The organism is Pseudomonas chlororaphis subsp. chlororaphis (assembly GCF_003945765.1).
GTDB classification, from domain to species: domain Bacteria; phylum Pseudomonadota; class Gammaproteobacteria; order Pseudomonadales; family Pseudomonadaceae; genus Aquipseudomonas; species Aquipseudomonas chlororaphis.
Map to the genome: position 1 here is coordinate 6,082,754 of NZ_CP027712.1, position 26,646 is coordinate 6,109,399.

A 26,646-nucleotide genomic window follows, 5' to 3' on the forward strand; every position below is an offset into this window, starting at 1 on the left:
AAGCCAGGCACCACCACGGTTTTCTACAACCACATAAGGGACTCACCATGCTGAAGTACTTCGACCCGCATATTCATATGGTCAGCCGCACCACCGACGACTATCAGAACATGGCCGCCGCTGGCATCACCGGGGTGATCGAGCCGGCTTTCTGGCAAGGCCAGGCGCGCACCAGCGTCGGCAGCTTCATCGACTACTTCGATACCCTGCTGGGCTGGGAACGCTTTCGCGCCAGCATGTTCGGCATCCACCACTTTTGCACCATCGGCCTCAACCCCAAGGAGGCCAATGACCTGTCGCTGGCCAACGAGGTGCTGGAGATCCTGCCGCGCTATCTGGTCAAGGACGGCGTCGTGGCGGTAGGGGAAATCGGCTACGACGACATCACCCCGGAGGAAGACCGCTTTCTCGCCGCGCAACTGGAACTGGCCAGGCAGTTCAACCTGCCGGTGCTGGTGCACACCCCGCACCGCGACAAGATCGGCGGCACCAAGCGCACCCTGGCAGTGATCCGCGAAGTGGGCATCGCCGAACATCTGGTGATCATCGATCACCTCAACGAACTGACCCTGCCCCTGGTGCTCGACAGCGACTGCTGGCGCGGGCACTCCATCTACCCCAACACCAAGATGTCGGAGCAGCGCATGGTGGCCCTGCTCAAGGAGTACGGCACCGAGAAAATGGTGGTCAACAGCGCCGCCGACTGGGGCATCAGCGATCCGCTCAAGGTGCCCAAGACCGGACAGGCCATGCTCGCCGCCGGCTTCAGCGAGGCCCAGGTGGAGCAGGTGCTGTTCCACAACCCGGTGGATTTCTTCGCCCAGAGCGGGCAGTTGGACAAGCAGTGGGTGAGTGCCCCGCTGCCCATCGACCAGCGTCGTCAGTGGCAGGACAACTCCGCCCTGCGCGGCCAGGAACCGGTGGTCAAATGAGCGCTCGTCGGGGCTGGAGCGCCGCCCGGATCGGCTATTGCAGCAACGTGCACCCAGCCCCCGACCTGGCCACGCTGAGCGCCTCGATCGAGACGCACTTCCAGGGCGTGCGCCAGCAACGCGGCCTGCCCGAACAGGACAGCGGGTTGTGGATCAGCGCCCAGGCGGCGGCCGAGCTGCAACAGCCGCAGGCCCTCATGGGATTTCTCAGGCTGTTGCGGCACAGCGGGCTGCGCCTGACTTCGCTCAATGGCTTTCCCTACGGCCAGTTCCACCAGGGCGCGGTGAAAGCCGAAGTCTATCTGCCCAACTGGGCCGACCCGCAGCGCCTGGAGTACAGCCTGCAACTGGCGCGGATCCTGGCCGCGGCCCTGCCGCAGGATTGCCCCAAAGGGGTGATTTCCAGCGTGCCGCTGGGGTATGCCGCCACCTGGAGCCTGGCCCACCGGCAACGGGCCGAGCAACAGCTGCGCCAGCTGACCCAGGCCCTGGCCAGGCTGCGCCGGGAGACCGGCAAGCAGATCCTGTTCTGCCTGGAAATGGAGCCCGACTGCGTGCTGGAGCACACCGACCAGGCCATCGAATTCTTCCGCCGCTGGCAAGCCACGGATCCCCATCATGAACATCTGGCCCTGTGCTTCGATGTCTGCCATCAAGCCGTGGTCTTCGAGCATTGCCATGACGCCCTGGAGCGGCTGCGCCAGGCCGGTGTGCCGGTGGGCAAGATCCAGCTCTCCAATGCCCTGATCTGCCGCCTGCCGGAAGCGGACCCGCTGCGGCGCCAGCAGGTGCTGACGGCCCTGGGGGACTTTGTCGAGGCCACCTACCTGCATCAGGTCAAAGCCCGGGACCACCAGGGCCGCCTGCTGGCCTGGCCGGACCTGCCCGCCGCGCTGCAGGCCGGCGAGCTGGCGTCCTGCCCCGAGCTGCGCATTCATTTCCATGTGCCGCTATTCAGCGAGCAGTTGTTGCTGCCCGAACTCAGCGGCAGCCAGAGCACGCTGTTGCAGACCTTCGATTACCTGGCGGAACACCCGGAAGTGCGCCCGGTACTGGAGGTGGAAACCTACAGCTGGAATGTGCTGCCCGCTCCGCTGCGGCCACAGACCGAACAGGCGCTGCTCCAAGGCATCGTTGCCGAGTTGCGCTGGGTCGAAGGGCAATTACGCGAGCGGCAACTGCTGAGCGCCCCATCCCCCGCGCAGGAGGCCTGCCCCCATGGTCTCTGAAACGAGCTGCCCACCGCTGTTGCTGATCAATGTGGTCGGGTTGACGCCGAGCCTGCTGGGCGAGGCCACGCCACGGATCAATGCCCTGCTGCGCAACGCCGCGATGACCAGCCTGCAACCGGTGTTCCCGGCCGTGACCTCGACCGTGCAGGCCTCGCTGCTGACCGGCCTGACGCCCGCGGAACACGGCATCGTCGGCAACGGCTGGTACTTTCGCGACCAGGCCGAAGTGCGCTTCTGGCTGCAATCCAACGCCCTGGTCCAGGGGGAAAAGGTCTGGCAGACCCTCAAGCGCCAGCGCCCCGACTTTCGCTGCAGCCAGTTGTTCTGGTGGTTCAACATGCACGCAGAGGTGGATGCGGCCATCACTCCACGCCCCCATTACCCGGCCGATGGGCGCAAGGTGTTCGGGCTCTATTCGACGCCCGCCAGCCTGCACCAGACCCTCGAGCGGCAGATCGGCGAGTTTCCCTTCCCCGGTTTCTGGGGGCCCGCGGCGGGCATCGCCTCCAGCCGCTGGATCGTCGATTGCGCCATGGCCGAGTTCCAGCTCAACCGACCCGACCTGCAACTGATCTACCTGCCGCACCTGGATTACAGCCTGCAACGCCTGGGCCCCCAAGACCCGTCGATCGCCGACGAGGTCCGCGCCATCGACCAGCAGGTGGGGCGCCTGCTGAGCTTCGCCCAAGCCCAGGGCGCCAGGGTGATGCTGCTCTCCGAATACGGCATCGAGGCGGTCCGGCAATCGGTGTCGATCAACCGCCTGCTGCGCCGTGAAGGATGGCTGCAGGTCCGCCAGTCGCTGAGCTGGGAATTGCTCGACCCTGGCGCCAGCGCCGCCTTCGCCGTGGTGGACCATCAGATCGCCCATGTCTACGTGAAACGCGCCGAGGACGTGGCCCGGGTCAAGGCGCTATTGCAGCGCCAGCCGGGCATCGAGCAGGTGCTGGACAAGCCCGCGCAACGGGACTGGCAACTGGACCACGAGCGCAGCGGCGAACTGGTGGCGGTGGCCGCGGCCGGCTACTGGTTCGATTACCGCTACTGGCTCGACGACTGCCTGGCCCCCGACTTCGCCCGCACCGTGGACATCCACCGCAAGCCGGGCTACGACCCGCTGGAACTGTTCATCGATCCGGCCATCCGCTTTCCGAAACTGCGAGCGGCGCGGCGCCTGCTGCAGAAGAAACTCGGCTTTCGCTACTACATGGACCTGATCCCCCTGGATACCCGGCTGGTCCGCGGCAGCCATGGACGCTTGCCGGCCAGCCGCGCGACCGCTCCGCTGCTGATCACCAATTGCGGTCTGTCGTTGCCGGACCAGCTTCCGGCCACGGCAGTCAAGCAACTGCTCCTGCAGTACTTCCTGGAGCGCCCCCACCACGACCCGGCCAATGCCAAGGAGCTTCCATGCGGCGAGCCATCTCTATAACAGTTCTGAGTGCCGTGGCCGGTTTGGCCCAGGCCCAGAGCGCCAGCCCTTACGACTGCAGCAATTTCTTCACCTACGGGACCAACGTCGAGAAGACCCGCAGCGACTTCCTCGCCAGTCCCGAGACCCAGGCCTGGAACTGGTTCGTCTGCCTCAACCAGCCGTCCGCCCAGGGCAGCCCCAACCGGGTCTGGGAAGGGCTCAAGCCCTCGAGTCAGGTGTTCCTGCCCAATGGTGCTCCGCCCCAGCCCTACCTCCCGGAGCAGCCCGCGCCCGACGCAGTCCTGGAACAGGCCCGGCAACTGGGGATGAACCTCGACCGGACCTTCCATGACCTGGACAGCACGCTACAGGTGGACGGCCTGCCCCTGCTGATGGGCGGCCAGGTACCGGCAGCGCAACGGGGCCAGCCGGTGCGTTTTCTCTTGCAGATGGGCCAGGGCACCTTCGACTACATCGTGCAGAAACAGGTCTACAACATGAACGGTCAGTACGCGCTGACCAGCAACCTGAAATTTCCCGAGACCTCCTGGGAGGTAAAAACCTCGTGGATCTGGATCGGCACCGATGCCACGTTCAAGCAACAGCTGGAAAACGACGGCTACTACGTCATCCAGGCCTACTACCCCCACCAGAACCAGTATCAGGTCGGCTATGCCGCGCTCAGCGGCATGCACGTGATCAACAAGCTGAGTCCCGAGTGGATCTGGACCACCTTCGAGAACGTCAACAACCACAAGTACACCGTGACCAACGCCGTGCCGGCCACCCCGATGACCAACACCACCGGGCCGACGCCCCCCTCCATACCAGTCAACAGCAGCTTCCAGGGCAACTACCCCTACCTCTCGAAGTACGAGTTGATCGGGGTCGAATTCCAACCCGTGACCCAGGTGCTGGCCAATTCGCAACTGGAGTCGGCCTTCCAGGACACCTCATCGTGCCTGGCCTGCCACGGTACCGCGGCCTACTCGAAACAGAAGGGTTACTTCAATTTCGCGATGAAAGAGGACGGCGGGATCGTCTACCCCACCACCCCGCTGCCGGCTTCGGACTTCGCCGATTACAACAAACTGGACTTTGTCTGGTCGCTTAAACGCGCCCAGTGGCAACGCTAAGGAGCCTGACATGAGCGTATTGAACTTCCCCCGCATCTACCTCAACGGCCATATGTTCTGGAACCCGCCAACGGCCAACAACAACGATGCACTGCCGCTCTATGACGCGGTCAGGATGGACCTCAACTGGCAGTTCCTGAACTACTACGACATCAATCCCCAGAACGCCCCCGAAGCGCTGATGCCCTGGACCATCCAGCCGTTGTCCAGTACCCAGGTACCTCGCTATGTATTGCAGGTGCCGACCAATGCCGGGGCCTTCCGCAATCCGTTCATGCCCGCCGAATGGGACCTGTTCGGCGACAATGCCTGCGGCACCGTAAGCTACAAGGACACTCAGTCAACGATCATTGGTGGCGAGCTCCAGGCCAATACCTACATCGACCGGGACCCGCTGGTCAGCAAGAGCTTTCAGTTGCTCGGCAACCCCTTTGGCAGCCAGGCGCCCACGCCCGCCCGCTTCGTCGATATCAGCCCCTGGCAGAACACCTTCACCGCGCTGTATTTCGACAAGCTGGTGCTGGGCGACGCCCAGTGCGGCCTGACCCTCAACCGCCAGTACCGGATGCTCGACCGCTTCCTGAACTTCAACTGGGCATCCACCTTCGGCGGCCTGAGCTATGTGACGACCACCTGGCAGACCTGCTTTGCGAGGGAAAACCTGGACTGGGCCGTCGGCGATTCGCTCCTGCTGCAACAACTCCAGCAGCAGATGATCGAGCAAGGCGCCAAGGGGCTGATGTTCCGCTTCTCCACCTACCTGACCTACTACGACAAGAACGGCGTGTTCAACGACTTCCCGCCGGTCAATACCCATTCCAGCAACCCCGAGGACGTGGCCCAGGTGCAGCGGATGTATGAGCAGGGGCTGAACAACGTCGCCGATATTTTCTACAACCCGGCCTACAGCAGCACGGCGGGTACCCTGGGCCTGTGGTTCGACGACGAATTCCCCACCGCCCCGGCTGGCCGGCGCCTGGTCCCGGCGGAGCCGGTGCCGGTCTACAAGACCACGCCTGGCGATATGCAAGACACCAAGGCCACGCTGGGCGTGATCCCTGTCCAGATCACCGACGACACCCTGTCGCTGGACCTGTCCAACGGCTTTCCGTTCTATCCGGTCGATCCCAAGGCCCCCATCGCGGTGGCCGAGAAATTCAATGCCGGCATCCTCCACCTGGGGGTGCGCCAGCAAGACCGGTTCATCTCCGCCGTCATGATCACCTACCCCCAGTACCGTCAGTCGGCCTTCAACCAGCGCTCAGGCATTCTCGACCTGCCCCTGACTGTCGAGCAAAAGAACCTGCTCGAGAGCGGCCCCCTGGAACTGCAACAACTGCTGGCAAGCGCCGAACCGGTGATCGCCGCCACCCAGCGGCAGTGGACCGCCGAAGTGGTCGAGAGTGGCGGATTCATCGATGTGGGCGACCACAAGACGCTGACGATCATGGTGCAGAAGGACGGCAAGCCCGCGCCGGAGGGCACCGAGCTACTGGTCGCCGAATACGGCAACGCCTATATGGTGACCACCAGCGACTATTACCTGGCATTCAGCAACGAAGCCGACTTCACCCTGTTCTACGATTACCCGGAAGAACCTACGCTGAATCGCTCCAACCGGCCGCAGTTCATCGACACGCCGGTGGCTGTCAGCTATCTGGCCACTGGCAGCGGCCGCCGGCTCACGGACAGGCGCACGGTCGTCACCTCCAATACCGTGCCGGAGGGAGAACCGGTCGGTTATCAGCAGTTCCTCGACCAACCCATTACCGTCAACCTGCGCCCCTGCCTGGTTTTCGACAATGCCATCGCCCAGACCGGAACCCTGCGCGACGAAACGGCTACCAGCAGCGTCAACTACAGCATCGCCAGGATCCGCACCGACGCCAGCGGTGTCGCCCGACTGGGAATCAGGGCAGAAGCACCGGGTTTCCCTACCCTGCGTTTCTTCCTGCCCGAAAGCGGCAAGATGCCCGCCGTGCCCTTCAGCTTCAACTACTCCGAGGCCTACACCGACTGCCTCGCGCCTTTGCGGGTGCTGCCGCTGGAGCCGAAGCTGCAGCAGGACTTCATCGACTACTGGAACACCATCTACCGGGACCTGAACGCCAGCCAGCTGATGTGGAACAACTTCATCTACCCGCAGATCCTGCAGCCTTTCTATTACCTGTACCCGATCATGAACAAGTTCATGCCGCTCAACTCCCAGCAGCGCGTGGAAGGCGCCATCGACCAGTTGATCGTGCTGATCAGCAAGGAGTACCAGGAAGAAAGCACGCTCTCGATGCCCATCACCCGTGACATGTCGCAGAGCCGGCGGGCCGTGCTGGAGCTTTGGGCCAACGCCCTGGTGAAACACAATTACCCGCCGATGCCCCTGAGCATGAAGGACTTCCCCCCCTGCTGACAGGAACCCCGTACCGGGAACACCGGGTGACACAGCGTCACCCGGCACTTCACAGGAGTGCCGCCATGAACGTCTGTCTCTTGCGCCGCCTGTTGCCATTGCTCCTGCTGTTCTGTCCCTGGGCTTTCGCCGGGCAGGACAGCAGCGAGCCCTGGCAGCCGCCGCTATGAACCGACCCAATGCCAACTGGAGAGAACCGATGACAGCTCCCCTACGGATTCCCCCCCGGCCCCGTGAAGACTTGCGTGCGCACACGGTCATTCGCGAGAACCTGCTCAACCCCCGGGGCCTCTGTCTGCAAGCCGATGGCAGCCTGCTGCTGGCCGAAGCCGGCTCCGGGCGGCCGGACCAGCCGTTCAGTGGGCGCATCAGCCGGCTGCGCCCCGACCCGCACCGGACGGGTGCCTACCTGATGCCCGAAACGCTGGCCCATGGCTTTCGCTCCATGAACATGCAGGCACGCATGCTGCGCGACGAAATCCTGGGGCTGTCGGATATCGCCTGCGGCGCGGGGCGTTGCCTGGCCAGCCTGACCGACTACGTCGAAGGCTCGAAAGTCCTGGACCTGGCCTGTAGCCCTCCCGAGCCTCTGTTTCACAGCCGCGGCAACCTCAACGCCCTGTGCTATCACCCCACGCGTCATCGCTGGCTGGCAGTCAAACCCGATAGCAACCAACTGGTGGAGTTCAGCGGCACCGGCGAGGAGCGGGTCCTGGTCGAGCTGCCCGACCTGGGCCAGGATCAGGATGCGGTGCCCGTTACCCTGGTCTACGAACCGACCACCGGCGCCATGCTGATCAGCCTGTTCTCCGGCGAGTTGCACCAGGACCCGAGTCGCCGGGGCATCGACTTCGCCGACCAGGCCGGCCAGGTGATCCGGGTCTGGCCGGAAAGCGGCCACAGCGAAGTCCTGATCGAAGGCCTACAACTGCCCACCGGCCTGGCACTGACCCCGACAGGACAACTGCTGGTGCTGGAACTCTGCGACCGTCTGCTGCAACCGCTGCTCACGGACTGGGACGGCGAATGCCTGCACGGCGGCTTCGCCCGCTTCAGCGGTCGCCTGCTGTGCTGCAACCTGCAGACAAGAGAAGTGAGTGTCCTCGCCCAGGGCCTGGATACCCCGTCCAACCTGTGCCTGGTACCGGGGGCCGCGCTGATCAGCGAAGGCATGGGCTTGAGTGGCCGCCCCTTGCCCACCCCCGACGGCCCGCCCGTCCCCTTGACCGGTAGGCTGCGGCGAGTCGAACTCTAAAGCGGCGACACCAGGCCGGTGTTTCGAGCGGCCAAAAAAAACGGAGCCCATCAAGGGCTCCGTTTTTCACTCATGACCTGCGTTCCGAGGGATCAGAACGGAATATCGTCATCGAAGCTGTCGTCGAAGTTCTGCGCCGGCTGTGGCGAGGACTGCTGAGGCGCTGGACGCGATTCACGTTGTGGCGCCTGCGAAGGCTGCGGACGCGACTGCTGCGGACGTGGCGCGGAGTTGCCCATGCCCTGACCCTGGTCGCCCTGAGGACGGCCGCCCAGCAGCTGCATGGTGCCCTGCATGTCGACGATGATTTCAGTGGTGTAACGCTTGATGCCGTCTTTTTCCCACTCGCGGGTCTGCAGCTTGCCTTCGATGTAGACCTGCGAGCCTTTGCGCAGGTACTCGCCGGCGATTTCCGCAACCTTGCCGAACATCGACACACGGTGCCACTCGGTCTTCTCGACCTTCTGACCGGTCTGCTTGTCGGTCCATTGTTCGCTGGTGGCCAGACTCAGGTTGGTCACGGCGTTACCGTTAGGCAGGTAGCGAACTTCAGGATCCTGGCCGCAAGTGCCGACCAATATGACTTTGTTAACCCCACGGGCCATAACGTTCTCCTAGGCTTCGCACGCCGATCGGGCTGGGTTGACCAGCTGCTCGAGGGTCGCGCGATCCAATAATTCGGTGTCCAATTTGATGTAAATGGCGGCTTCTTCGGCCACCATCACTGCATCTGTTACCCCAACAACGGCCTTCAGGCGCTCGACCAGACCGGCTTCGCGGATCGCTTCGGGCGATAACGGCAAGCGCAGGCTCGTCACGTAAGGTGGTTCGCGCATGGTAACAGCAAAGGCCAGCCAGAGTGCAGCCAACCCTGCGCAACCCAGGAATACAACCGACAAACCGCCATGCTGGAACAACCAGCCGCCGAGAATGCCGCCCAGCGCCGAACCGAGGAACTGGCTGGTGGAATAGACCCCCATGGCCGTGCCCTTGCCGCCGGCCGGTGAAACCTTGCTGATCAGCGACGGCAGCGAAGCTTCCAGCAGGTTGAACGCGGTGAAGAACACCACCGTGCCGATCACCAGCGCCTGCAGGTTGTCGCCGAACTCCCAGAAGAATAGCTCGGTGAGCAGCAGCGTACTGACCGCGCCCAGCAGAACTCGTTTCATTTTGCGTTTCTTCTCGCCGTAGATGATGAACGGGATCATGGCGAAGAAGGAGATCAACAACGCGGTGAGGTAGACCCACCAGTGCTGCTCCTTGGGCAGGCCGGCTTTTTCCACCAGGGCCAGCGGCAAGGCGACGAAGCTCGACATCAGCATCGCGTGCAACACGAAGATACCAAGATCCAGGCGCAGCAGGTCCGGGTGCTTGAGCGTCGGCAACAGGGCCTGGCGCGCGACCCCGGATTCGCGGTGCTGCAACGGGCCGGTCGAGTGCGGCACCATGAAGGCGACGATGAAAATGCCCAGCAGCGCCATGCCGCCGGTGGCGAAGAACAGCCCGGGCAAGCCGAAAGCGCGGGTCAGCAGCGGGCCGGCCACCATGGCCACGGCAAAGGACAGGCCGATGGTCATGCCGATCATGGCCATGGCCTTGGTGCGGTGCTGCTCGCGGGTCAGGTCCGACAACAGCGCCATGACCGCCGCGGAAATCGCCCCGGCACCCTGCAGGATGCGCCCGGCGATCACGCCCCAGATCGAATCGGCGTTGGCCGCCAGCACACTGCCCAGGGCAAAGACGATCAGCCCCAGGTAAATCACCGGGCGACGGCCGATGCGGTCGGAAATGATCCCGAACGGGATCTGGAAAATCGCCTGGGTCAGGCCGTAAGCGCCGATCGCCAACCCGATCAGGGCCGGGGTCGCTCCCGCCAGGTCCATCCCATAGGTCGCCAGGACCGGCAACACCATGAACATGCCAAGCATACGGAAGGCGAACACCAGGGCCAGACCGCTTGCCGCGCGGGTCTCGGCGCCACTCATGCGCTCGCTGTGGGGATCATGCATGGAAAAACCTCGTGTGAACCGGCGGCGATTCTACCAGTCCGATCGATTGACGGGGTATATGGCGACGCTTTGCCGCGCAGGTTTCATCTACGGCTGCACAGACCTCATTTGATAGTGTGCATCCATCCAGTATTTGCCCTTATACTCCTACGTTTTCGACGCCCGCCGAGCGAGGCCACTTTGGACAAGATCCTGATTCGTGGGGCCCGAACCCACAACCTGAAGAACATCGACCTGACCCTGCCACGGGACAAACTGATCGTCATCACCGGCCTGTCCGGATCCGGCAAATCGTCCCTGGCGTTCGACACGCTGTACGCCGAAGGCCAGCGTCGTTATGTCGAGTCGCTGTCGGCCTATGCCCGGCAATTCCTGTCGATGATGGAAAAACCCGATGTCGACACCATCGAAGGTTTGTCGCCGGCAATTTCCATCGAGCAGAAATCCACCTCGCACAACCCGCGCTCCACCGTGGGCACCATCACCGAGATCTACGACTACCTGCGCCTGCTATATGCCCGCGTGGGTACGCCACGCTGCCCGGATCACGACATCCCGCTGGAAGCCCAGACCGTCAGCCAGATGGTCGACCTGGTGCTGGCCCAGCCGGAAGGCAGCAAGCTGATGCTGCTGGCGCCGGTGATTCGCGAGCGCAAGGGCGAGCACCTGTCGGTCTTCGAGGAACTGCGCGCCCAGGGCTTCGTCCGTGCCCGGGTCAACGGCAAGCTCTACGAGCTGGATGAGCTGCCGAAGCTGGATAAACAGAAGAAGCACTCGATCGATGTGGTGGTCGACCGCTTCAAGGTCCGCGCCGACCTGCAGCAGCGTCTGGCCGAGTCGTTCGAGACCGCGCTGAAGCTGGCCGACGGTATCGCCCTGGTAGCGCCGATGGACGACGAGCCCGGCGAAGAAATCATCTTCTCCGCGCGCTTCGCCTGCCCGATCTGTGGTCACGCCATCAGCGAACTGGAACCCAAGCTGTTCTCCTTCAACAACCCGGCCGGTGCCTGCCCGACCTGCGATGGCCTGGGGGTCAAGCAGTTCTTCGACATCAAGCGCCTGGTCAATGGCGAGCTGACCCTGGCCGAGGGGGCGATTCGCGGCTGGGACAGGCGTAACGTCTATTACTTCCAGATGCTTGGCTCGCTGGCATCGCATTACGGCTTCAGCCTGGAAGTGCCGTTCAACCAGCTGCCGGCCGACCAGCAGAAGGTCATTCTCAACGGCAGCGGCACGCAGAACGTCGACTTCAAGTACCTCAACGATCGTGGCGATATCGTCAAACGCTCCCACCCGTTCGAAGGCATAGTGCCGAACCTGGAACGCCGCTACCGCGAGACCGAATCGGCCACCGTGCGCGAGGAGCTGGCCAAGTTCCTCAGCACCCAGCCGTGCCCGGATTGCCGTGGCACCCGCCTGCGTCGCGAAGCCCGCCACGTGTGGGTCGGCGAGAAGACGTTGCCGGCCGTTACCAGCCTGCCGATCGGCGATGCCACCGATTACTTCGGCACCCTGTCGCTAACCGGACGCCGTGGCGAGATTGCCGACAAGATCCTCAAGGAAATCCGCGAGCGTCTGCAGTTCCTGGTCAATGTCGGCCTGGATTACCTGACCCTGGATCGCAGCGCCGATACTCTGTCCGGCGGCGAGGCGCAGCGTATTCGTCTGGCCAGCCAGATCGGCGCCGGCCTGGTGGGGGTGATGTACATCCTCGACGAACCCTCCATCGGCCTGCACCAGCGCGACAACGATCGCTTGCTGGGCACCCTGAAACACCTTCGGGATATCGGCAATACGGTGATCGTGGTCGAACACGACGAGGACGCCATTCGCCTGGCCGACTATGTGGTGGACATCGGCCCGGGCGCTGGCGTGCATGGCGGACAGATCGTCGCCGAGGGCACTCCCGACGAGGTGATGTCCCATCCCGATTCGCTGACCGGCAAATACCTGTCAGGGCGCGTGAAAATCGCCGTGCCGGCCAAGCGTACGCCGCGCAACAAGAAGCTTTCTCTGTCCCTAAAAGGGGCTCGCGGCAACAACTTGCGCAACGTCGACCTGGAGATTCCGATCGGCCTGCTGACCTGCGTGACCGGTGTCTCCGGTTCGGGCAAGTCGACCCTGATCAACAACACCCTGTTCCCCCTCAGCGCTACGGCGCTGAACGGCGCGACCACGCTGGAAGCCGCTGCGCACGACAGCATCAACGGCCTGCAGCACCTGGACAAGGTGGTCGATATCGATCAAAGCCCGATCGGTCGTACCCCGCGCTCCAACCCGGCGACCTATACCGGGCTGTTCACGCCGATCCGCGAACTGTTTGCCGGGGTACCCGAATCGCGCTCGCGCGGCTACGGTCCGGGCCGCTTCTCCTTCAACGTCAAGGGCGGACGCTGCGAAGCCTGCCAGGGCGACGGCCTGATCAAGGTGGAAATGCACTTCCTGCCGGACATCTACGTGCCGTGCGATGTGTGCAAGAGCAAGCGCTACAACCGCGAAACCCTTGAGATCAAGTACAAGGGCAAGAGCATCCACGAGGTCCTGGAAATGACCATCGAGGAAGCGCGGGAGTTCTTCGACCCGGTGCCGGCGCTGGCGCGCAAGCTGCAGACGCTGATGGACGTGGGGCTTTCCTACATCAAGCTGGGGCAGTCGGCGACGACCTTGTCCGGCGGTGAGGCGCAGCGGGTCAAGCTGTCTCGCGAGCTGTCCAAACGTGACACCGGCAAGACCCTCTACATCCTCGACGAGCCAACCACCGGCCTGCACTTTGCCGATATCCAGCAGTTGCTGGACGTTCTGCATCGCCTGCGTGACCACGGCAACACCGTGGTGGTGATCGAACACAACCTGGACGTGATCAAGACCGCCGACTGGCTGGTGGACCTGGGGCCGGAAGGCGGTTCCAAGGGCGGACAGATCATTGCCGAGGGTACGCCGGAGCAGTTGGCAGAAATGCCGCAATCCCATACCGGCTACTACCTCAAGCCACTGCTGACCCGCGACCGGGCCTGAGCCCAATGAAAAAGCCCCTGCCATTGTGAAATGGCAGGGGCTTTTTTGTGCTCGTCAGTCCTGCATTTGCCTGCAGGCGCGGGCTAGAACATCAGAACTGCGACTGCAGGTAGTTTTCCAGACCGATCGACTTGATCAAGCCCAACTGCTTTTCCAGCCAGTAGGTATGGTCTTCTTCGGTATCGGCCAACTGCACACGCAGGATGTCGCGGCTGACATAGTCCTTGTGCTTCTCGCACAGTTCGATGCCTTTGCACAGTGCAGCGCGGACCTTGTACTCCAGGCGCAGGTCGGCGGCGAACATGTCCGGCACGGTGGTACCGATATCCAGATCGTCAGGGCGCATGCGTGGCGTGCCCTCGAGCATCAGGATGCGACGCATCAATGCATCGGCATGTTGAGTCTCTTCTTCCATCTCATGATTGATGCGCTCGTAGAGCTTGCTGAAGCCCCAGTCCTCATACATGCGCGAGTGGATGAAATATTGGTCACGCGCCGCCAGTTCGCCCGTCAGCAACGTGTTGAGGTAATCGATTACGTCCGGGTGACCTTGCATCGCCCTACATCTCCCTGCTTGAAAGTCTGTATTTTGAACCAAGCTGACTTGCAGGTCACTGGAAAAACGCTAACAAAGTGAAGATTTTCAGAGAAAAGTAGCCGAAAAAACGCAAAAACCGCCCGAATGAGGGCGGTTCTGCTTCTCGTTTAGACTTAGTTAAGCTGTACGCCCAACGCCTTTGCGATTCCTTCTCCATAAGCCGGGTCAGCCTTGAAGAAATGCTGCAGTTGACGCTGAACCACGTCCGAGCTGACACCCGCCATTGCGCCGGCGATGTTGTTGATCAACAGGGCTTGCTGCTGATCATTCATCAGGCGGAACAGAGCGCCTGCATGGCTGTAGTAGTCGGTGTCTTCGCGGTGATCGTAACGGTCCGCCGCACCGCTGAGGGCCAGCGCCGGCTCCGCGTAGCGAGGAGCCTGCTTCGGCGCATCGGCGTAGCTGTTCGGCTCATAGTTCGGTGCCGCGCCACCATTGCTGCCAAACGCCATGGAGCCGTCGCGCTGGTAGCTGTTCACCGGGCTGCGCGGGGCGTTGACCGGCAGTTGCTGGTGGTTGGTGCCGACACGATAGCGATGAGCATCGGCGTAAGCGAATACGCGGCCTTGCAGCATGCGGTCCGGCGACAGGCCGACGCCTGGAACCATGTTGCTAGGACCAAAGGCAGCCTGCTCGACTTCCGCGAAGTAGTTCAGCGGGTTGCGGTTCAACTCCAGCTCACCGACCTCGATCAGCGGGAACTCCTTCTGCGACCAGGTCTTGGTCACGTCGAACGGGTTCTCGTAGTGAGCGGCAGCCTCAGCCTCGGTCATGATCTGAATGCATACGCTCCATTTCGGGAAGTCGCCGCGCTCGATCGCGTTGAACAGGTCACGTTGGGCGTAATCCGGATCGGTACCCGCCAGGCGGGCAGCCTCGGCCGGCGCCAGGTTCTTGATGCCCTGCTGGGTCTTGTAGTGCCATTTCACCCAGTGACGCTCGCCCTTGGCGTTGATCAAGCTGTAGGTGTGGCTACCGAAACCGTGCATATGACGATAGCCGTCCGGAATCCCGCGATCCGAGAACAGGATGGTGACCTGGTGCAGCGCCTCGGGAGAGTGTGACCAGAAGTCCCACATGGCCTGGCCGCTCTTCAGGTTGCTCTGCGGCAGACGTTTCTGGGTGTGGATAAAGTCGGGAAACTTCAGTGGATCGCGAATGAAGAACACAGGCGTGTTGTTGCCGACGATGTCCCAGTTACCTTCTTCGGTATAGAACTTCAGGGCAAAACCGCGCGGGTCGCGTTCGGTATCAGCCGAACCACGCTCGCCACCTACGGTGGAGAACCGCAGGAAGGTAGGAGTCTGCTTACCCACGGACTCGAAAAGCTTGGCGCTGGTGTATTCGGTGATGTCGCGGGTCACTGTGAAAGTGCCATAGGCACCCGAGCCCTTGGCGTGTACGCGACGTTCAGGAATGTTTTCACGGTTGAAGTGGGCAAGCTTCTCGATCAGGTGAAAATCATCGAGCAGCAGCGGGCCACGAGGGCCAGCAGAACGGGAATTCTGGTTATCGGCGACTGGAGCGCCACTTGCGGTGGTAAGCGTTTTGTTTTGGCTCATGCTCAATCTTCCTCTGTCAGTCTTGGAACTGCCGGCTAATCGGCTGACGAGGAGTATCGACCATCAAGATGACAGCATCAAATGCATTAAATGATTACTATCGATAGAAATTTTCTAATACAGCAGACACAAAAAACCGGGCACTAGGCCCGGTTCTTTGTATTTGACGTCTTACTCAGCGGATACAGCTTCACCGCCGACAGCACGATCAACCAACTCGACGTACGCCATAGGCGCGTTGTCGCCAGCGCGGAAACCGCACTTGAGGATGCGCAGGTAGCCACCCTCACGGGTAGCGTAACGCTTGCCCAGGTCGTTGAAGAGCTTACCAACGATAGCTTTCGAACGAGTACGGTCGAAAGCCAGACGGCGGTTAGCCAGGCTGTCTGTCTTGGCCAAAGTGATCAGCGGCTCAGCAACGCGGCGCAGTTCTTTAGCTTTCGGCAGTGTAGTTTTGATCAGCTCGTGCTCGAACAGCGACACCGCCATGTTTTGGAACATGGCCTTGCGGTGCGAGCTGGTGCGGCTCAGGTGACGACCACTTTTACGATGACGCATGGTTCATTCCTTACCAAACACAACGTTCGGTGATTACGACGATCAGGCAGTCGCCTTGTCGTCCTTCTTAAGACTTGCAGGCGGCCAGTTGTCGAGGCGCATGCCGAGGGACAGACCGCGGGAGGCCAGAACGTCCTTGATTTCGGTCAAGGATTTCTTGCCAAGGTTCGGAGTCTTCAACAGCTCTACTTCGGTACGCTGAATCAGGTCGCCGATGTAGTAAATGTTTTCCGCCTTAAGGCAGTTAGCCGAACGTACAGTCAGTTCCAGATCGTCAACCGGGCGAAGCAGGATCGGATCGATCTCGTCTTCCTGCTCGATTACCACTGGCTCACTGTCACCTTTGAGGTCGACGAATGCAGCCAACTGCTGTTGCAGGATGGTTGCAGCACGACGGATAGCCTCTTCAGGATCCAGGGTACCGTTGGTTTCCAGATCAATAACCAGCTTGTCCAGGTTGGTACGCTGCTCGACACGGGCGTTTTCCACCACGTATGCGATACGGCGAACCGGGCTGAACGAAGAGTCAAGCTGCAAGCGACCGATGCTGCGGCTTTCGTCTTCATCGCTCTGACGCGAGTCTGCCGGTTCATAACCACGACCACGAGCTACTACGAGCTTCATGTTCAGGGCGCCGTTAGACGCCAGGTTAGCGATTACGTGATCGGGGTTAACGATCTCGACATCATGATCCAGCTGAATATCGGCAGCGGTAACCACCCCCGAACCCTTCTTCGACAAGGTCAGCGTAACTTCGTCACGGCCGTGCAGCTTGATAGCCAGACCTTTAAGGTTCAACAGGATTTCAATTACGTCTTCCTGTACACCTTCGATGGCGCTGTACTCGTGGAGCACACCGTCAATCTCGGCCTCGACTACTGCACAGCCGGGCATTGAGGACAACAGGATGCGGCGCAGCGCGTTGCCCAGGGTGTGGCCAAAACCACGCTCGAGAGGCTCGAGGGTGATCTTGGCGCGGGTTGGACTGACAACCTGCACATCAATATGGCGGGGTGTCAGGAACTCATTTACCGAAATCTGCATGGATGCACCTATTTTCTAGCCCTTACTTGGAGTAGAGCTCGACAATCAGGCTTTCGTTGATGTCGGCGGACAGATCACTGCGAGCTGGAACGTTCTTGAAAACGCCCGATTTCTTCTCAGTGTCTACTTCTACCCATTCTACGCGGCCACGTTGGGCACACAGATCGAGAGCTTGGACAATGCGAAGTTGGTTTTTTGCTTTCTCGCGAACAGCAACCACGTCACCAGCACGAACCTGGTAGGACGGAACGTTAACGGTCTGACCGTTTACGCTGATCGACTTGTGCGATACCAGCTGACGGGATTCGGCACGAGTCGAACCGAAGCCCATACGGTATACAACGTTGTCCAGACGGCATTCGAGCAGTTGCAGCAGGTTTTCACCGGTTGCACCCTTCTTGCCAGCAGCTTCTTTGTAGTAGCCGCTGAATTGACGCTCGAGAACGCCGTAGATACGACGGACCTTCTGCTTTTCACGCAGTTGGGTGCCGTAGTCGGACTGGCGACCGCGGCGCTGGCCGTGGATACCAGGTGCTGCTTCGATGTTGCACTTGGATTCGATAGCGCGCACGCCGCTCTTCAGGAAGAGATCGGTGCCTTCGCGACGAGCCAGTTTGCATTTTGGACCAATGTAACGAGCCATTCTTTACAATCTCCTGGATTACACGCGGCGCTTCTTCGGCGGACGGCACCCGTTATGCGGGATTGGCGTCACGTCGGTGATGCTGGCGATCTTGTAGCCACAGCCGTTCAAAGCGCGGACTGCGGATTCACGACCTGGACCTGGGCCCTTGACGTTAACGTCGAGGTTTTTCAGGCCATATTCCAGCGCAGCTTGACCAGCACGCTCAGCAGCTACTTGAGCAGCGAACGGGGTGGACTTGCGGGAACCGCGGAAACCCGAACCACCGGAGGTTGCCCAGGAAAGAGCGTTACCTTGACGGTCGGTGATGGTCACGATGGTGTTGTTGAAAGACGCGTGGATGTGGGCGATGCCATCAACCACTGTCTTTTTAATCTTTTTACGAGGACGAGCAGCAGGTTTTGCCATGACTAAATTCCTGTCGATTCGCTGGTGCGATTACTTGCGGATCGGCTTACGCGGACCTTTGCGAGTACGCGCGTTGGTCTTGGTACGCTGACCGCGCACTGGAAGACCACGACGATGGCGCAGACCGCGGTAGCAGCCCAGATCCATCAAGCGTTTGATTTTCATGTTGATTTCGCGACGCAGGTCACCTTCAGTGGTGAACTTCGCCACTTCGCCACGCAGCTGTTCAATTTGCTCGTCGCTCAGATCCTTGATCTTTGCGGCTGGGTTGACCCCAGTCTCTGCACAGATTTTCTGCGCAGTCGTGCGACCAACACCATAGATGTAGGTCAGCGAGATAACAGTATGCTTGTTATCTGGAATGTTAACGCCTGCAATACGGGCCATTCAGTGGGACTCCAATTGACAGCTACCTACGCCCCGGAAGCCAAGAAATAGGGCGCGAGATAATATCGCTGTAATAACAAATAATCAACCCAGCAGCGCACTAGCTGCTGGGCTTGAAGCACAATCACACTCAGCCTTGGCGCTGTTTGTGACGCGGTTCCGCGCTGCAAATTACTCGAACAACACCTTCGCGGCGAATAATCTTGCAGTTACGGCACAGCTTTTTCACCGATGCACGAACTTTCATCACCAACTCCTCGAACCTTATGGGTCAGCGCAGCATGCCGCTGCCGTAACCCTTCAGGTTGGCTTTCTTCATCAGGGATTCGTACTGGTGCGAAACGAGGTGCGATTGTACTTGCGACATAAAGTCCATAACAACCACGACCACGATCAGCAACGAGGTCCCGCCAAGGTAGAACGGAACGTTTGCTGCAACCACCAGGAACTGGGGCAACAGGCAGACGGCCGTCATATATAGAGCACCGAACATGGTCAAGCGGGTCAGAACGCCATCAATGTAGCGCGCAGACTGCTCACCTGGACGGATGCCCGGAATAAAGGCACCGGACTTCTTCAGGTTTTCCGCTACGTCTTTCGGATTGAACATCAACGCCGTATAGAAGAAGCAGAAGAAAATAATCCCTGCACTAAACAGCAGAATATTCAACGGCTGACCAGGAGCGATCGACTGCGAGATGTCCTGCAACCAGCCCATACCTTCAGACTGACCGAACCAGGCACCCAACGAAGCCGGGAACAGCAAAATGCTGCTCGCGAAAATGGCAGGAATAACGCCTGCCATATTCACTTTCAGCGGCAAGTGGCTAGTCTGCGCAGCAAACACCTTACGGCCCTGCTGACGCTTGGCATAGTGAACAGCGATACGACGCTGGCCACGCTCAATGAACACCACAAAACCGATAATCGCTACTGCCAGCAAACCGATGGCAACCAGGGCAAAAATGTTGATATCACCCTGACGCGCAGACTCGAAAGACTGCCCGATCGCTCTCGGAAGACCGGCGACGATACCTGCGAAAATCAACATCGAGATACCGTTGCCAACACCACGCTCAGTAATCTGCTCACCCAGCCACATCATGAACATCGCACCAGCCACAAAAGTGGATACCGCGACGAAATGGAAGCCAAAGTCACCAGTGAACGCAACGCCCTGCCCCGCCAGGCCAACGGACATGCCGATGGCCTGAACAAGAGCTAGGACGACAGTGCCGTAGCGGGTGTACTGGCTGATCTTGCGACGGCCAGCTTCACCTTCCTTCTTCAACTGCTCCAACTGCGGGCTGACGGCGGTCATCAACTGCATGATGATCGATGCCGAGATGTACGGCATGATCCCCAGTGCAAAGATGCTCATCCGTTCCAGCGCGCCGCCGGAAAACATGTTGAACAAGCTAAGAATGGTCCCCTCATTCTGTCGAAACAGGTCTGCGAGTCGGTCAGGGTTAATACCTGGAACCGGGATGTGTGCGCCTATTCGGTAGACGATAATCGCCAAGAACAGAAAACGCAGACGAGCCCAGAGTTCAGACATACCGCCTTTGCCGAGCGCAGAGAGAGCACCTTGCTTAGCCATTTATTCCTCGAACTTGCCGCCAGCTGCTTCGATAGCCGCACGCGCACCTTTGGTGGCTGCGATGCCCTTGATAGTCACAGCGCGAGTAACTTCGCCGGACAGCATGATCTTCACACGCTGTACGTTTTGGTTAATCACGTTGGCATCTTTCAGGGACTGCACGGTGACGATGTCGCCTTCCACTTTAGCCAGCTCGGACAGACGCACTTCTGCGCGGTCCATGGCCTTCAGGGATACGAAACCGAACTTTGGCAGGCGACGATGCAGCGGCTGTTGACCGCCTTCAAAGCCTGGAGCAATGGTGCCACCGGAGCGGGAAGTCTGACCCTTGTGACCACGGCCACCAGTCTTACCCAAACCACTACCGATACCACGGCCCGGACGATGCTTTTCGCGACGGGAACCCGGCGCTGGACTCAGATCATTGAGTTTCATCGATTAACCCTCGACACGCAGCATGTAGTAAGCCTTGTTGATCATCCCGCGGTTCTCGGGAGTATCCTGGACTTCTACAGTGTGACCGATGCGACGCAGACCCAGACCCTTAACGCACAATTTGTGGTTAGGGATACGGCCGGTCATGCTTTTGATCAGCGTTACTTTAACGGTAGCCATGATCAGATGATCTCCTGGACGCTTTTGCCACGCTTGGCGGCAATGGATTCAGGGGACTGCATTGCTTTCAAACCCTTGAAAGTGGCGTGAACCACGTTTACTGGGTTAGTCGAGCCGTAGCACTTGGCCAGAACGTTCTGAACGCCAGCAACTTCGAGGACAGCACGCATAGCGCCGCCAGCGATGATACCGGTACCTTCAGAAGCAGGCTGCATGTACACCTTCGAAGCGCCGTGAGCGGACTTCATTGCGTACTGCAGGGTAGTGCCGTTCAGATCAACTTGGATCATGTTGCGGCGAGCAGCTTCCATTGCCTTCTGGATCGCAGCAGGCACTTCACGCGACTTGCCACGGCCGAAGCCAACGCGACCTTTACCATCACCAACCACGGTCAACGCGGTGAAAGTGAAGATACGGCCGCCTTTTACGGTTTTGGCTACGCGGTTAACTTGAACCAGCTTCTCAATGTAGCCTTCGTCGCGCTTTTGGTCGTTATTTGACATAACTTAGAACTCCAGCCCAGCTTCACGAGCAGCATCAGCCAGCGCCTTGACGCGGCCGTGATACTTGAAGCCAGAGCGGTCGAAAGCCACCTGCGAGACGCCAGCGGCTTTTGCACGCGTAGCGACCAGCTGGCCAACCTTAGTGGCCGCGTCGATGTTGCCAGTGGCGCCATCACGCAGTTCTTTATCCAAAGTCGAGGCACTTGCCAGGACCTTGTTGCCGTCGGCCGAAATGACCTGGGCGTAGATGTGCTGCGAAGAGCGGAACACGCAGAGACGCACGACTTCGAGTTCGTGCATTTTCAGGCGTGCTTTGCGAGCGCGACGCAGTCGAGTAACTTTTTTGTCGGTCATTTGCTATGCCCTACTTCTTCTTGGCTTCTTTACGACGGACGACTTCGTCCGCGTAGCGCACACCTTTACCTTTGTAAGGCTCTGGCGGACGGAAGTCGCGGATCTCAGCGGCCACTTGACCTACCAGCTGCTTGTCGATGCCCTTGATCAGGATATCGGTCTGGCTAGGAGTCTCAGCGGTGATGCCTTCCGGCAGCTCGTAGTCCACTGGATGCGAGAAGCCAAGGGCCAAGTTCAGCACTGTGCCTTTTGCTTGTGCCTTGTAACCAACACCGACCAGCTGGAGCTTGCGCTCGAAGCCTTGGCTTACGCCTTGGACCATGTTGTTTACCAACGCACGAGTGGTACCGGCCATTGCGCGAGTTTGTTGGTCGCCATTGCGAGCAGCGAAACGCAGCTCACCAGCTTCCTGAACAATTTCAACGGACGAGTGTACGTTCAGTTCGAGAGTGCCCTTGGCACCCTTCACCGAAAGCTGTTGGCCGGCGAATTTAACTTCAACACCAGCTGGCAGCTTAACGGGGTTCTTAGCGACGCGAGACATGCTTATCCCCCCTTAGAACACAGTGCAAAGAACTTCGCCGCCGACACCGGCAGCGCGCGCAGCACGATCAGTCATCACACCTTTGTTGGTGGAGACGATAGACACGCCGAGACCGCCACGAACTTTCGGCAGATCTTCAACGGACTTGTACTGACGCAGGCCTGGACGGCTAACGCGCTTCACTTCCTCGATGACCGGACGGCCTTCGAAGTATTTCAGCTCGATGGACAGCAGTGGCTTGGTTTCGCTGCTGATCTGATAACCCGCGATGTAACCTTCGTCCTTCAGGACTTTTGCTACAGCCACCTTCAGCGTGGAAGACGGCATGCTTACGACGGACTTTTCAGCCATCTGGGCATTACGGATTCGAGTTAGCATGTCCGCTAACGGGTCCTGCATACTCATGGGCTAGACGCTCCTGATACAAAAAAAATGAGCCTTGCGGCTACAGCTTGTCGCCGAGAAATTCCGGGCAAAAAACACGGGCTCAGGCGAGCCGGTCATTCTAGACACACCCCAGAAATGAATCAAGCCCCAAAAGGGGCTTGATTCATGTTCAAGGCCACCGGCGGTCAGGATCTTGCGACCCCGAACACCGCGACTTTTATAGCTATTACCAGCTGGCTTTAACCAGACCTGGTACGTCACCACGCATTGCAGCTTCACGCAGCTTGTTACGGCCGAGGCCGAACTTGCGGTAAACGCCGTGCGGACGACCAGTCAGGCGGCAGCGGTTACGCATGCGCGAAGCGCTTGCGTCACGTGGCTGCTTCTGCAGAGCTACGGTAGCCTCCCAACGCGCTTCTGGACTTGCGTTCAGATCGACGATGATAGCTTTCAGCGCTGCACGCTTGGTGGCGTACTTGGCAACGGTGAGCTGACGCTTCAGCTCACGGTTTTTCATGCTCTTCTTGGCCATTTTCCTACTCCAATCAGTTGCGGAACGGGAATTTGAAAGCACGCAGCAGAGCGCGGCCTTCATCATCGTTCTTGGCAGTGGTGGTCAGGGTAATGTCCAGACCGCGGAGAGCATCGATCTTGTCGTAGTCGATTTCCGGGAAGATGATCTGCTCTTTCACGCCCATGCTGTAGTTGCCACGACCGTCGAAGGACTTGGCATTCAGGCCGCGGAAGTCGCGAACCCGAGGCAGGGAGATCGACAGCAGACGATCCAGGAACTCGTACATACGCTCACGACGCAGGGTCACTTTGACGCCGATCGGCCAACCTTCACGGACTTTAAAGCCAGCGATGGATTTCCGAGCGTAGGTCACAACGACTTTCTGGCCGGTGATCTTTTCCAGGTCAGCAACAGCGTGCTCGATGACTTTTTTGTCGCCGATCGCTTCGCCCAGACCCATGTTCAGGGTGATTTTGGTAACGCGCGGAACTTCCATCACGTTCGAAAGCTTAAGTTCATCCTTAAGTTTCGGAGCGATTTCCTTCCGGTAAATCTCTTGTAGTCGTGCCATGGTCTTCTACCTAGCAGTGTTCAAGCATCAACCGCTTTTTGGGTCGACTTGAAGACACGAATTTTTTTGCCGTCTTCTACTTTGAAACCAACGCGGTCAGCCTTGTTGGTTTCGCCGTTGAAAATGGCGACGTTGGAAGCGTGCAGTGGCGCTTCTTTCTCGACGATACCGCCCTGTACGCCCGACATCGGGTTAGGCTTGGTATGACGCTTAACCAGGTTCAGACCACCAACAACCAGACGGTTGTCAGCGAGAACCTTAAGCACCTTACCGCGCTTACCCTTGTCTTTGCCGGCGATCACGATGATCTCGTCGTCACGACGAATCTTTTGCATGTCGGATCTCCTTACAGCACTTCTGGGGCGAGCGAGACGATCTTCATGAACTTCTCAGTACGAAGTTCACGGGTCACTGGCCCAAAGATACGGGTGCCGATCGGCTCTTGCTTGTTGTTCAACAGAACAGCAGCGTTGCCATCAAAGCGGATGATGGAGCCGTCAGCACGACGGACGCCATGGCGAGTGCGGACTACAACAGCAGTCATCACTTGACCTTTCTTCACCTTACCGCGAGGAATTGCTTCCTTGACGGTAACTTTGATGATGTCACCGATACCAGCGTAACGACGATGGGAGCCACCCAGCACCTTGATGCACATAACGCGGCGAGCGCCGCTGTTATCGGCCACATCGAGCATGGATTGAGTCTGAATCATATAATTTCTCCGACCCTTAGCCCTTAGACTTCCACAGCGCGTTCGAGAACATCAACCAGAGCCCAAGACTTGGTCTTGGCCATCGGACGAGTTTCACGAATAGTGACTTTGTCGCCGATGTGGCACTGGTTGGTTTCGTCGTGCGCGTGCAGCTTAGTCGAACGCTTAACGTATTTACCGTAGATAGGGTGCTTAACGCGACGCTCGATCAGAACGGTGATGGTCTTGTCCATCTTGTCGCTGACAACACGGCCAGTCAGCGTACGGACAGTTTTTTCGGCTTCAGCCATGATTACTTACCTGCCTGCTGGTTGAGCACAGTCTTCACGCGAGCGATGTCACGCTTAACTTGCGAGAGCAGATGAGACTGCCCCAACTGGCCAGTTGCCTTCTGCATGCGCAGATTGAACTGGTCGCGCAGCAGGCCGAGCAGTTGCTCGTTCAGCTGCTGTGCGGATTTTTCACGAAGTTCATTCGCTTTCATCACATCACCGTCCGTTTAACAAAGGAGGTGGCGAGCGGCAGCTTTGCAGCAGCCAGGGCGAAAGCCTCACGCGCCAGCTCTTCAGAAACACCCTCGATTTCATACAGGACTTTGCCTGGCTGAATCTGGGCAACCCAGTATTCGACGTTACCCTTACCTTTACCCATCCGAACTTCGAGTGGCTTCTTGGAAATAGGCTTGTCCGGGAATACACGGATCCAGATCTTGCCGCCACGTTTTACGTGACGGGTCAGAGCACGACGCGCTGACTCGATCTGACGAGCGGTGAGACGACCACGAGCAACAGACTTCAGCGCGAACTCGCCGAAGCTGACTTTGCTACCGCGCAATGCCAGACCACGGTTGTGGCCGGTCATTTGCTTGCGGAACTTCGTACGCTTTGGTTGCAACATTTGGCGTACCCCTTACTTAGCAGCTTTTTTACGAGGCGCAGGTGCTTGTGGCTTCAGCTCTTCTTGGCGACCACCAATTACTTCGCCTTTGAAGATCCAAACCTTCACACCGATCACACCGTAAGTGGTGTGAGCTTCGTAGGTGGCATAGTCGATATCGGCACGCAGGGTGTGCAGTGGCACACGACCTTCGCGATACCATTCAGTACGTGCGATTTCAGCACCGCCGAGACGACCGCTCACTTGGATTTTGATGCCTTTGGCACCAATGCGCATGGCGTTCTGTACTGCGCGCTTCATAGCGCGACGGAACATTACACGACGCTCCAGCTGCTGAGCTACGCTCTGGGCAACCAGCATACCGTCGAGCTCCGGCTTGCGGATCTCTTCGATATTGATGTGCACAGGCACACCCATTTGCTTGGTCAGGTCCTGACGCAGTTTCTCAACATCTTCACCTTTCTTGCCGATCACGATGCCGGGACGAGCGGTGTGGATGGTGATGCGTGCAGTTTGAGCCGGACGATGGATATCGATACGGCTTACGGACGCGCTTTTTAGTTTGTCTTGGAGGTACTCACGCACATTCAGATCTGCGAGCAAATAGTCCGCATAAGTCCGACCGTCTGCGTACCAGACGGAGGTGTGCTCCTTGACGATTCCCAGGCGAATGCCAATGGGATGTACTTTCTGACCCATCTCTTCGACTCCGTTACTTGTCAGCAACCTTGACAGTGATATGGCAAGACCGCTTGACGATGCGATCAGCACGGCCTTTGGCACGTGGCATGATGCGCTTCAGCGAACGCCCTTCGTTGACGAAAACGGTGGAGACCTTCAGGTCATCAACGTCTGCGCCTTCGTTATGCTCGGCGTTGGCTACGGCCGACTCCAGCACTTTCTTCATGATCTCGGCGGCTTTCTTACTGCTGAAAGCCAACAGGTTGAGCGCTTCGCCCACCTTCTTCCCGCGGATCTGGTCGGCGACCAAGCGGGCTTTCTGGGCGGAGATTCGAGCGCCCGACAACTTAGCGGCTACTTCCATCGTTCCTTACCCCTTAACGCTTGGCTTTCTTGTCAGCCACGTGCCCGCGATATGTACGGGTACCGGCGAACTCGCCCAGTTTGTGGCCGACCATGTCTTCGTTCACGAGAACTGGAACATGTTGACGACCGTTATGCACAGCAATGGTCAGACCGACCATTTGTGGCAGGATCATGGAACGGCGCGACCAGGTCTTAACTGGTTTGCGATCGTTCTTTTCCGCCGCCACTTCGATCTTCTTCAGTAGGTGAAGATCAATAAAAGGACCTTTTTTCAGAGAACGTGGCACTGTCGTATCCCT

At 59.4% G+C, this 26,646-nt stretch carries 34 protein-coding genes; 7 read left to right on the plus strand and 27 right to left on the minus strand.

Annotated features, from left to right (window positions below; genetic code table 11):
• The first annotated feature begins 47 nt into the window (after window positions 1-47).
• The 6 genes from C4K27_RS27675 (at window position 48) to C4K27_RS27700 (ending at window position 8,376) form a co-directional block, all read left to right on the plus strand.
• Entirely contained in the window at window positions 48-932 is an 885-nt protein-coding gene (locus tag C4K27_RS27675) for a TatD family hydrolase (protein ID WP_053262842.1), read from the plus strand.
• On the plus strand, window positions 929-2,161 hold the full coding sequence (eboE, locus tag C4K27_RS27680) for a metabolite traffic protein EboE (RefSeq protein ID WP_053262843.1): 1,233 nt from the start codon (window positions 929-931) through the stop codon (window positions 2,159-2,161). The genes C4K27_RS27675 and eboE overlap by 4 nt, the downstream gene beginning before the upstream one ends.
• Entirely contained in the window at window positions 2,151-3,596 is a 1,446-nt protein-coding gene (locus tag C4K27_RS27685; RefSeq protein WP_053262844.1) for an alkaline phosphatase family protein, read from the plus strand. The genes eboE and C4K27_RS27685 overlap by 11 nt, the downstream gene beginning before the upstream one ends.
• Complete coding sequence (locus C4K27_RS27690) at window positions 3,575-4,714, plus strand: hypothetical protein (protein WP_053262845.1); 1,140 nt, start codon at window positions 3,575-3,577, stop codon at window positions 4,712-4,714. The genes C4K27_RS27685 and C4K27_RS27690 overlap by 22 nt, the downstream gene beginning before the upstream one ends.
• Before the next feature lie 10 nt (window positions 4,715-4,724).
• The gene (locus tag C4K27_RS27695; protein WP_053262846.1) at window positions 4,725-7,121 is read left to right on the plus strand and encodes a hypothetical protein; all 2,397 of its coding nucleotides are present in this window, start codon (window positions 4,725-4,727) and stop codon (window positions 7,119-7,121) included.
• Window positions 7,122-7,320: 199 nt separating this feature from the next.
• Window positions 7,321-8,376 (plus strand): hypothetical protein, encoded by a 1,056-nt coding sequence (locus tag C4K27_RS27700; RefSeq protein WP_053262847.1) that lies wholly within the window; start codon window positions 7,321-7,323, stop codon window positions 8,374-8,376.
• A 92-nt stretch (window positions 8,377-8,468) separates the two neighbouring features.
• On the opposite strand, the gene C4K27_RS27705 is transcribed toward C4K27_RS27700, so the two are convergent.
• Window positions 8,469-8,981 carry a single-stranded DNA-binding protein gene (locus tag C4K27_RS27705; RefSeq protein ID WP_009045846.1) on the minus strand — a complete coding sequence of 171 codons (513 nt, stop codon included), beginning with the start codon at window positions 8,979-8,981 and terminating at the stop codon, window positions 8,469-8,471.
• A 9-nt stretch (window positions 8,982-8,990) separates the two neighbouring features.
• The gene (locus C4K27_RS27710) at window positions 8,991-10,385 is read right to left on the minus strand and encodes an MFS transporter (RefSeq protein WP_053262848.1); all 1,395 of its coding nucleotides are present in this window, start codon (window positions 10,383-10,385) and stop codon (window positions 8,991-8,993) included.
• Window positions 10,386-10,565: 180 nt separating this feature from the next.
• Here C4K27_RS27710 and uvrA point away from each other — a divergent pair, with 180 nt between their 5' ends.
• Window positions 10,566-13,400, plus strand: coding sequence for an excinuclease ABC subunit UvrA (gene uvrA / locus C4K27_RS27715; RefSeq protein ID WP_007924172.1), 2,835 nt, complete (start codon window positions 10,566-10,568; stop codon window positions 13,398-13,400).
• Between the two features lie 91 nt (window positions 13,401-13,491).
• Here the strand turns inward: uvrA and bfr are convergent, their stop codons facing one another.
• The 25 genes from bfr to rpsS form a co-directional block, all read right to left on the minus strand.
• On the minus strand, window positions 13,492-13,956 hold the full coding sequence (gene bfr / locus C4K27_RS27720; RefSeq protein ID WP_007924173.1) for a bacterioferritin: 465 nt from the start codon (window positions 13,954-13,956) through the stop codon (window positions 13,492-13,494).
• A gap of 155 nt (window positions 13,957-14,111) precedes the next feature.
• On the minus strand, window positions 14,112-15,560 hold the full coding sequence (locus tag C4K27_RS27725) for a catalase (protein WP_053262849.1): 1,449 nt from the start codon (window positions 15,558-15,560) through the stop codon (window positions 14,112-14,114).
• 171 nt (window positions 15,561-15,731) lie between these two features.
• A complete protein-coding gene (rplQ, locus tag C4K27_RS27730; protein ID WP_007924175.1) occupies window positions 15,732-16,118 on the minus strand; it encodes a 50S ribosomal protein L17 in 387 nt (128 codons plus the stop codon).
• A 42-nt stretch (window positions 16,119-16,160) separates the two neighbouring features.
• Window positions 16,161-17,162, minus strand: coding sequence for a DNA-directed RNA polymerase subunit alpha (locus tag C4K27_RS27735; protein WP_007924176.1), 1,002 nt, complete (start codon window positions 17,160-17,162; stop codon window positions 16,161-16,163).
• A gap of 22 nt (window positions 17,163-17,184) precedes the next feature.
• Window positions 17,185-17,805 (minus strand): 30S ribosomal protein S4, encoded by a 621-nt coding sequence (gene rpsD / locus C4K27_RS27740; protein ID WP_003176404.1) that lies wholly within the window; start codon window positions 17,803-17,805, stop codon window positions 17,185-17,187.
• An 18-nt stretch (window positions 17,806-17,823) separates the two neighbouring features.
• Window positions 17,824-18,213 carry a 30S ribosomal protein S11 gene (rpsK, locus tag C4K27_RS27745; protein WP_007924177.1) on the minus strand — a complete coding sequence of 130 codons (390 nt, stop codon included), beginning with the start codon at window positions 18,211-18,213 and terminating at the stop codon, window positions 17,824-17,826.
• 30 nt (window positions 18,214-18,243) lie between these two features.
• Window positions 18,244-18,600 carry a 30S ribosomal protein S13 gene (gene rpsM / locus C4K27_RS27750; RefSeq protein ID WP_009045849.1) on the minus strand — a complete coding sequence of 119 codons (357 nt, stop codon included), beginning with the start codon at window positions 18,598-18,600 and terminating at the stop codon, window positions 18,244-18,246.
• Window positions 18,601-18,730: 130 nt separating this feature from the next.
• The gene (gene rpmJ, locus C4K27_RS27755) at window positions 18,731-18,847 is read right to left on the minus strand and encodes a 50S ribosomal protein L36 (protein ID WP_002555468.1); all 117 of its coding nucleotides are present in this window, start codon (window positions 18,845-18,847) and stop codon (window positions 18,731-18,733) included.
• A 24-nt stretch (window positions 18,848-18,871) separates the two neighbouring features.
• Window positions 18,872-20,200, minus strand: a complete 1,329-nt coding sequence (secY, locus tag C4K27_RS27760; protein ID WP_007924182.1) for a preprotein translocase subunit SecY — start codon at window positions 20,198-20,200, stop codon at window positions 18,872-18,874.
• Window positions 20,201-20,635: a 50S ribosomal protein L15 gene (gene rplO / locus C4K27_RS27765; RefSeq protein WP_007924183.1), complete on the minus strand. Its 435-nt coding sequence runs from the start codon at window positions 20,633-20,635 to the stop codon at window positions 20,201-20,203.
• Between the two features lie 3 nt (window positions 20,636-20,638).
• Window positions 20,639-20,815 (minus strand): 50S ribosomal protein L30, encoded by a 177-nt coding sequence (gene rpmD, locus C4K27_RS27770; RefSeq protein ID WP_003176408.1) that lies wholly within the window; start codon window positions 20,813-20,815, stop codon window positions 20,639-20,641.
• 2 nt (window positions 20,816-20,817) lie between these two features.
• Window positions 20,818-21,318 carry a 30S ribosomal protein S5 gene (gene rpsE, locus C4K27_RS27775; protein ID WP_007924184.1) on the minus strand — a complete coding sequence of 167 codons (501 nt, stop codon included), beginning with the start codon at window positions 21,316-21,318 and terminating at the stop codon, window positions 20,818-20,820.
• Window positions 21,319-21,321: 3 nt separating this feature from the next.
• A complete protein-coding gene (gene rplR / locus C4K27_RS27780) occupies window positions 21,322-21,672 on the minus strand; it encodes a 50S ribosomal protein L18 (protein ID WP_003186037.1) in 351 nt (116 codons plus the stop codon).
• A 10-nt stretch (window positions 21,673-21,682) separates the two neighbouring features.
• The gene (rplF, locus tag C4K27_RS27785) at window positions 21,683-22,216 is read right to left on the minus strand and encodes a 50S ribosomal protein L6 (protein WP_007924185.1); all 534 of its coding nucleotides are present in this window, start codon (window positions 22,214-22,216) and stop codon (window positions 21,683-21,685) included.
• Between the two features lie 12 nt (window positions 22,217-22,228).
• Window positions 22,229-22,621 carry a 30S ribosomal protein S8 gene (gene rpsH / locus C4K27_RS27790; protein ID WP_003228724.1) on the minus strand — a complete coding sequence of 131 codons (393 nt, stop codon included), beginning with the start codon at window positions 22,619-22,621 and terminating at the stop codon, window positions 22,229-22,231.
• Between the two features lie 208 nt (window positions 22,622-22,829).
• Entirely contained in the window at window positions 22,830-23,135 is a 306-nt protein-coding gene (gene rpsN, locus C4K27_RS27795) for a 30S ribosomal protein S14 (protein ID WP_003228726.1), read from the minus strand.
• Between the two features lie 13 nt (window positions 23,136-23,148).
• Complete coding sequence (gene rplE, locus C4K27_RS27800) at window positions 23,149-23,688, minus strand: 50S ribosomal protein L5 (protein WP_007924186.1); 540 nt, start codon at window positions 23,686-23,688, stop codon at window positions 23,149-23,151.
• A 20-nt stretch (window positions 23,689-23,708) separates the two neighbouring features.
• The gene (rplX, locus tag C4K27_RS27805) at window positions 23,709-24,023 is read right to left on the minus strand and encodes a 50S ribosomal protein L24 (protein ID WP_003186046.1); all 315 of its coding nucleotides are present in this window, start codon (window positions 24,021-24,023) and stop codon (window positions 23,709-23,711) included.
• An 11-nt stretch (window positions 24,024-24,034) separates the two neighbouring features.
• The gene (rplN, locus tag C4K27_RS27810) at window positions 24,035-24,403 is read right to left on the minus strand and encodes a 50S ribosomal protein L14 (RefSeq protein ID WP_002555479.1); all 369 of its coding nucleotides are present in this window, start codon (window positions 24,401-24,403) and stop codon (window positions 24,035-24,037) included.
• A 23-nt stretch (window positions 24,404-24,426) separates the two neighbouring features.
• Complete coding sequence (gene rpsQ / locus C4K27_RS27815; RefSeq protein ID WP_003194644.1) at window positions 24,427-24,693, minus strand: 30S ribosomal protein S17; 267 nt, start codon at window positions 24,691-24,693, stop codon at window positions 24,427-24,429.
• A gap of 2 nt (window positions 24,694-24,695) precedes the next feature.
• A complete protein-coding gene (rpmC, locus tag C4K27_RS27820; protein WP_002555481.1) occupies window positions 24,696-24,887 on the minus strand; it encodes a 50S ribosomal protein L29 in 192 nt (63 codons plus the stop codon).
• Window positions 24,887-25,300, minus strand: coding sequence for a 50S ribosomal protein L16 (rplP, locus tag C4K27_RS27825; RefSeq protein WP_003228729.1), 414 nt, complete (start codon window positions 25,298-25,300; stop codon window positions 24,887-24,889). The genes rpmC and rplP overlap by 1 nt, the downstream gene beginning before the upstream one ends.
• Before the next feature lie 12 nt (window positions 25,301-25,312).
• Window positions 25,313-25,999, minus strand: a complete 687-nt coding sequence (rpsC, locus tag C4K27_RS27830; protein WP_007924192.1) for a 30S ribosomal protein S3 — start codon at window positions 25,997-25,999, stop codon at window positions 25,313-25,315.
• Window positions 26,000-26,012: 13 nt separating this feature from the next.
• Window positions 26,013-26,345, minus strand: coding sequence for a 50S ribosomal protein L22 (gene rplV / locus C4K27_RS27835; protein WP_003103908.1), 333 nt, complete (start codon window positions 26,343-26,345; stop codon window positions 26,013-26,015).
• Window positions 26,346-26,358: 13 nt separating this feature from the next.
• On the minus strand, window positions 26,359-26,634 hold the full coding sequence (rpsS, locus tag C4K27_RS27840) for a 30S ribosomal protein S19 (RefSeq protein ID WP_002555486.1): 276 nt from the start codon (window positions 26,632-26,634) through the stop codon (window positions 26,359-26,361).
• Window positions 26,635-26,646 lie beyond the last annotated feature (12 nt).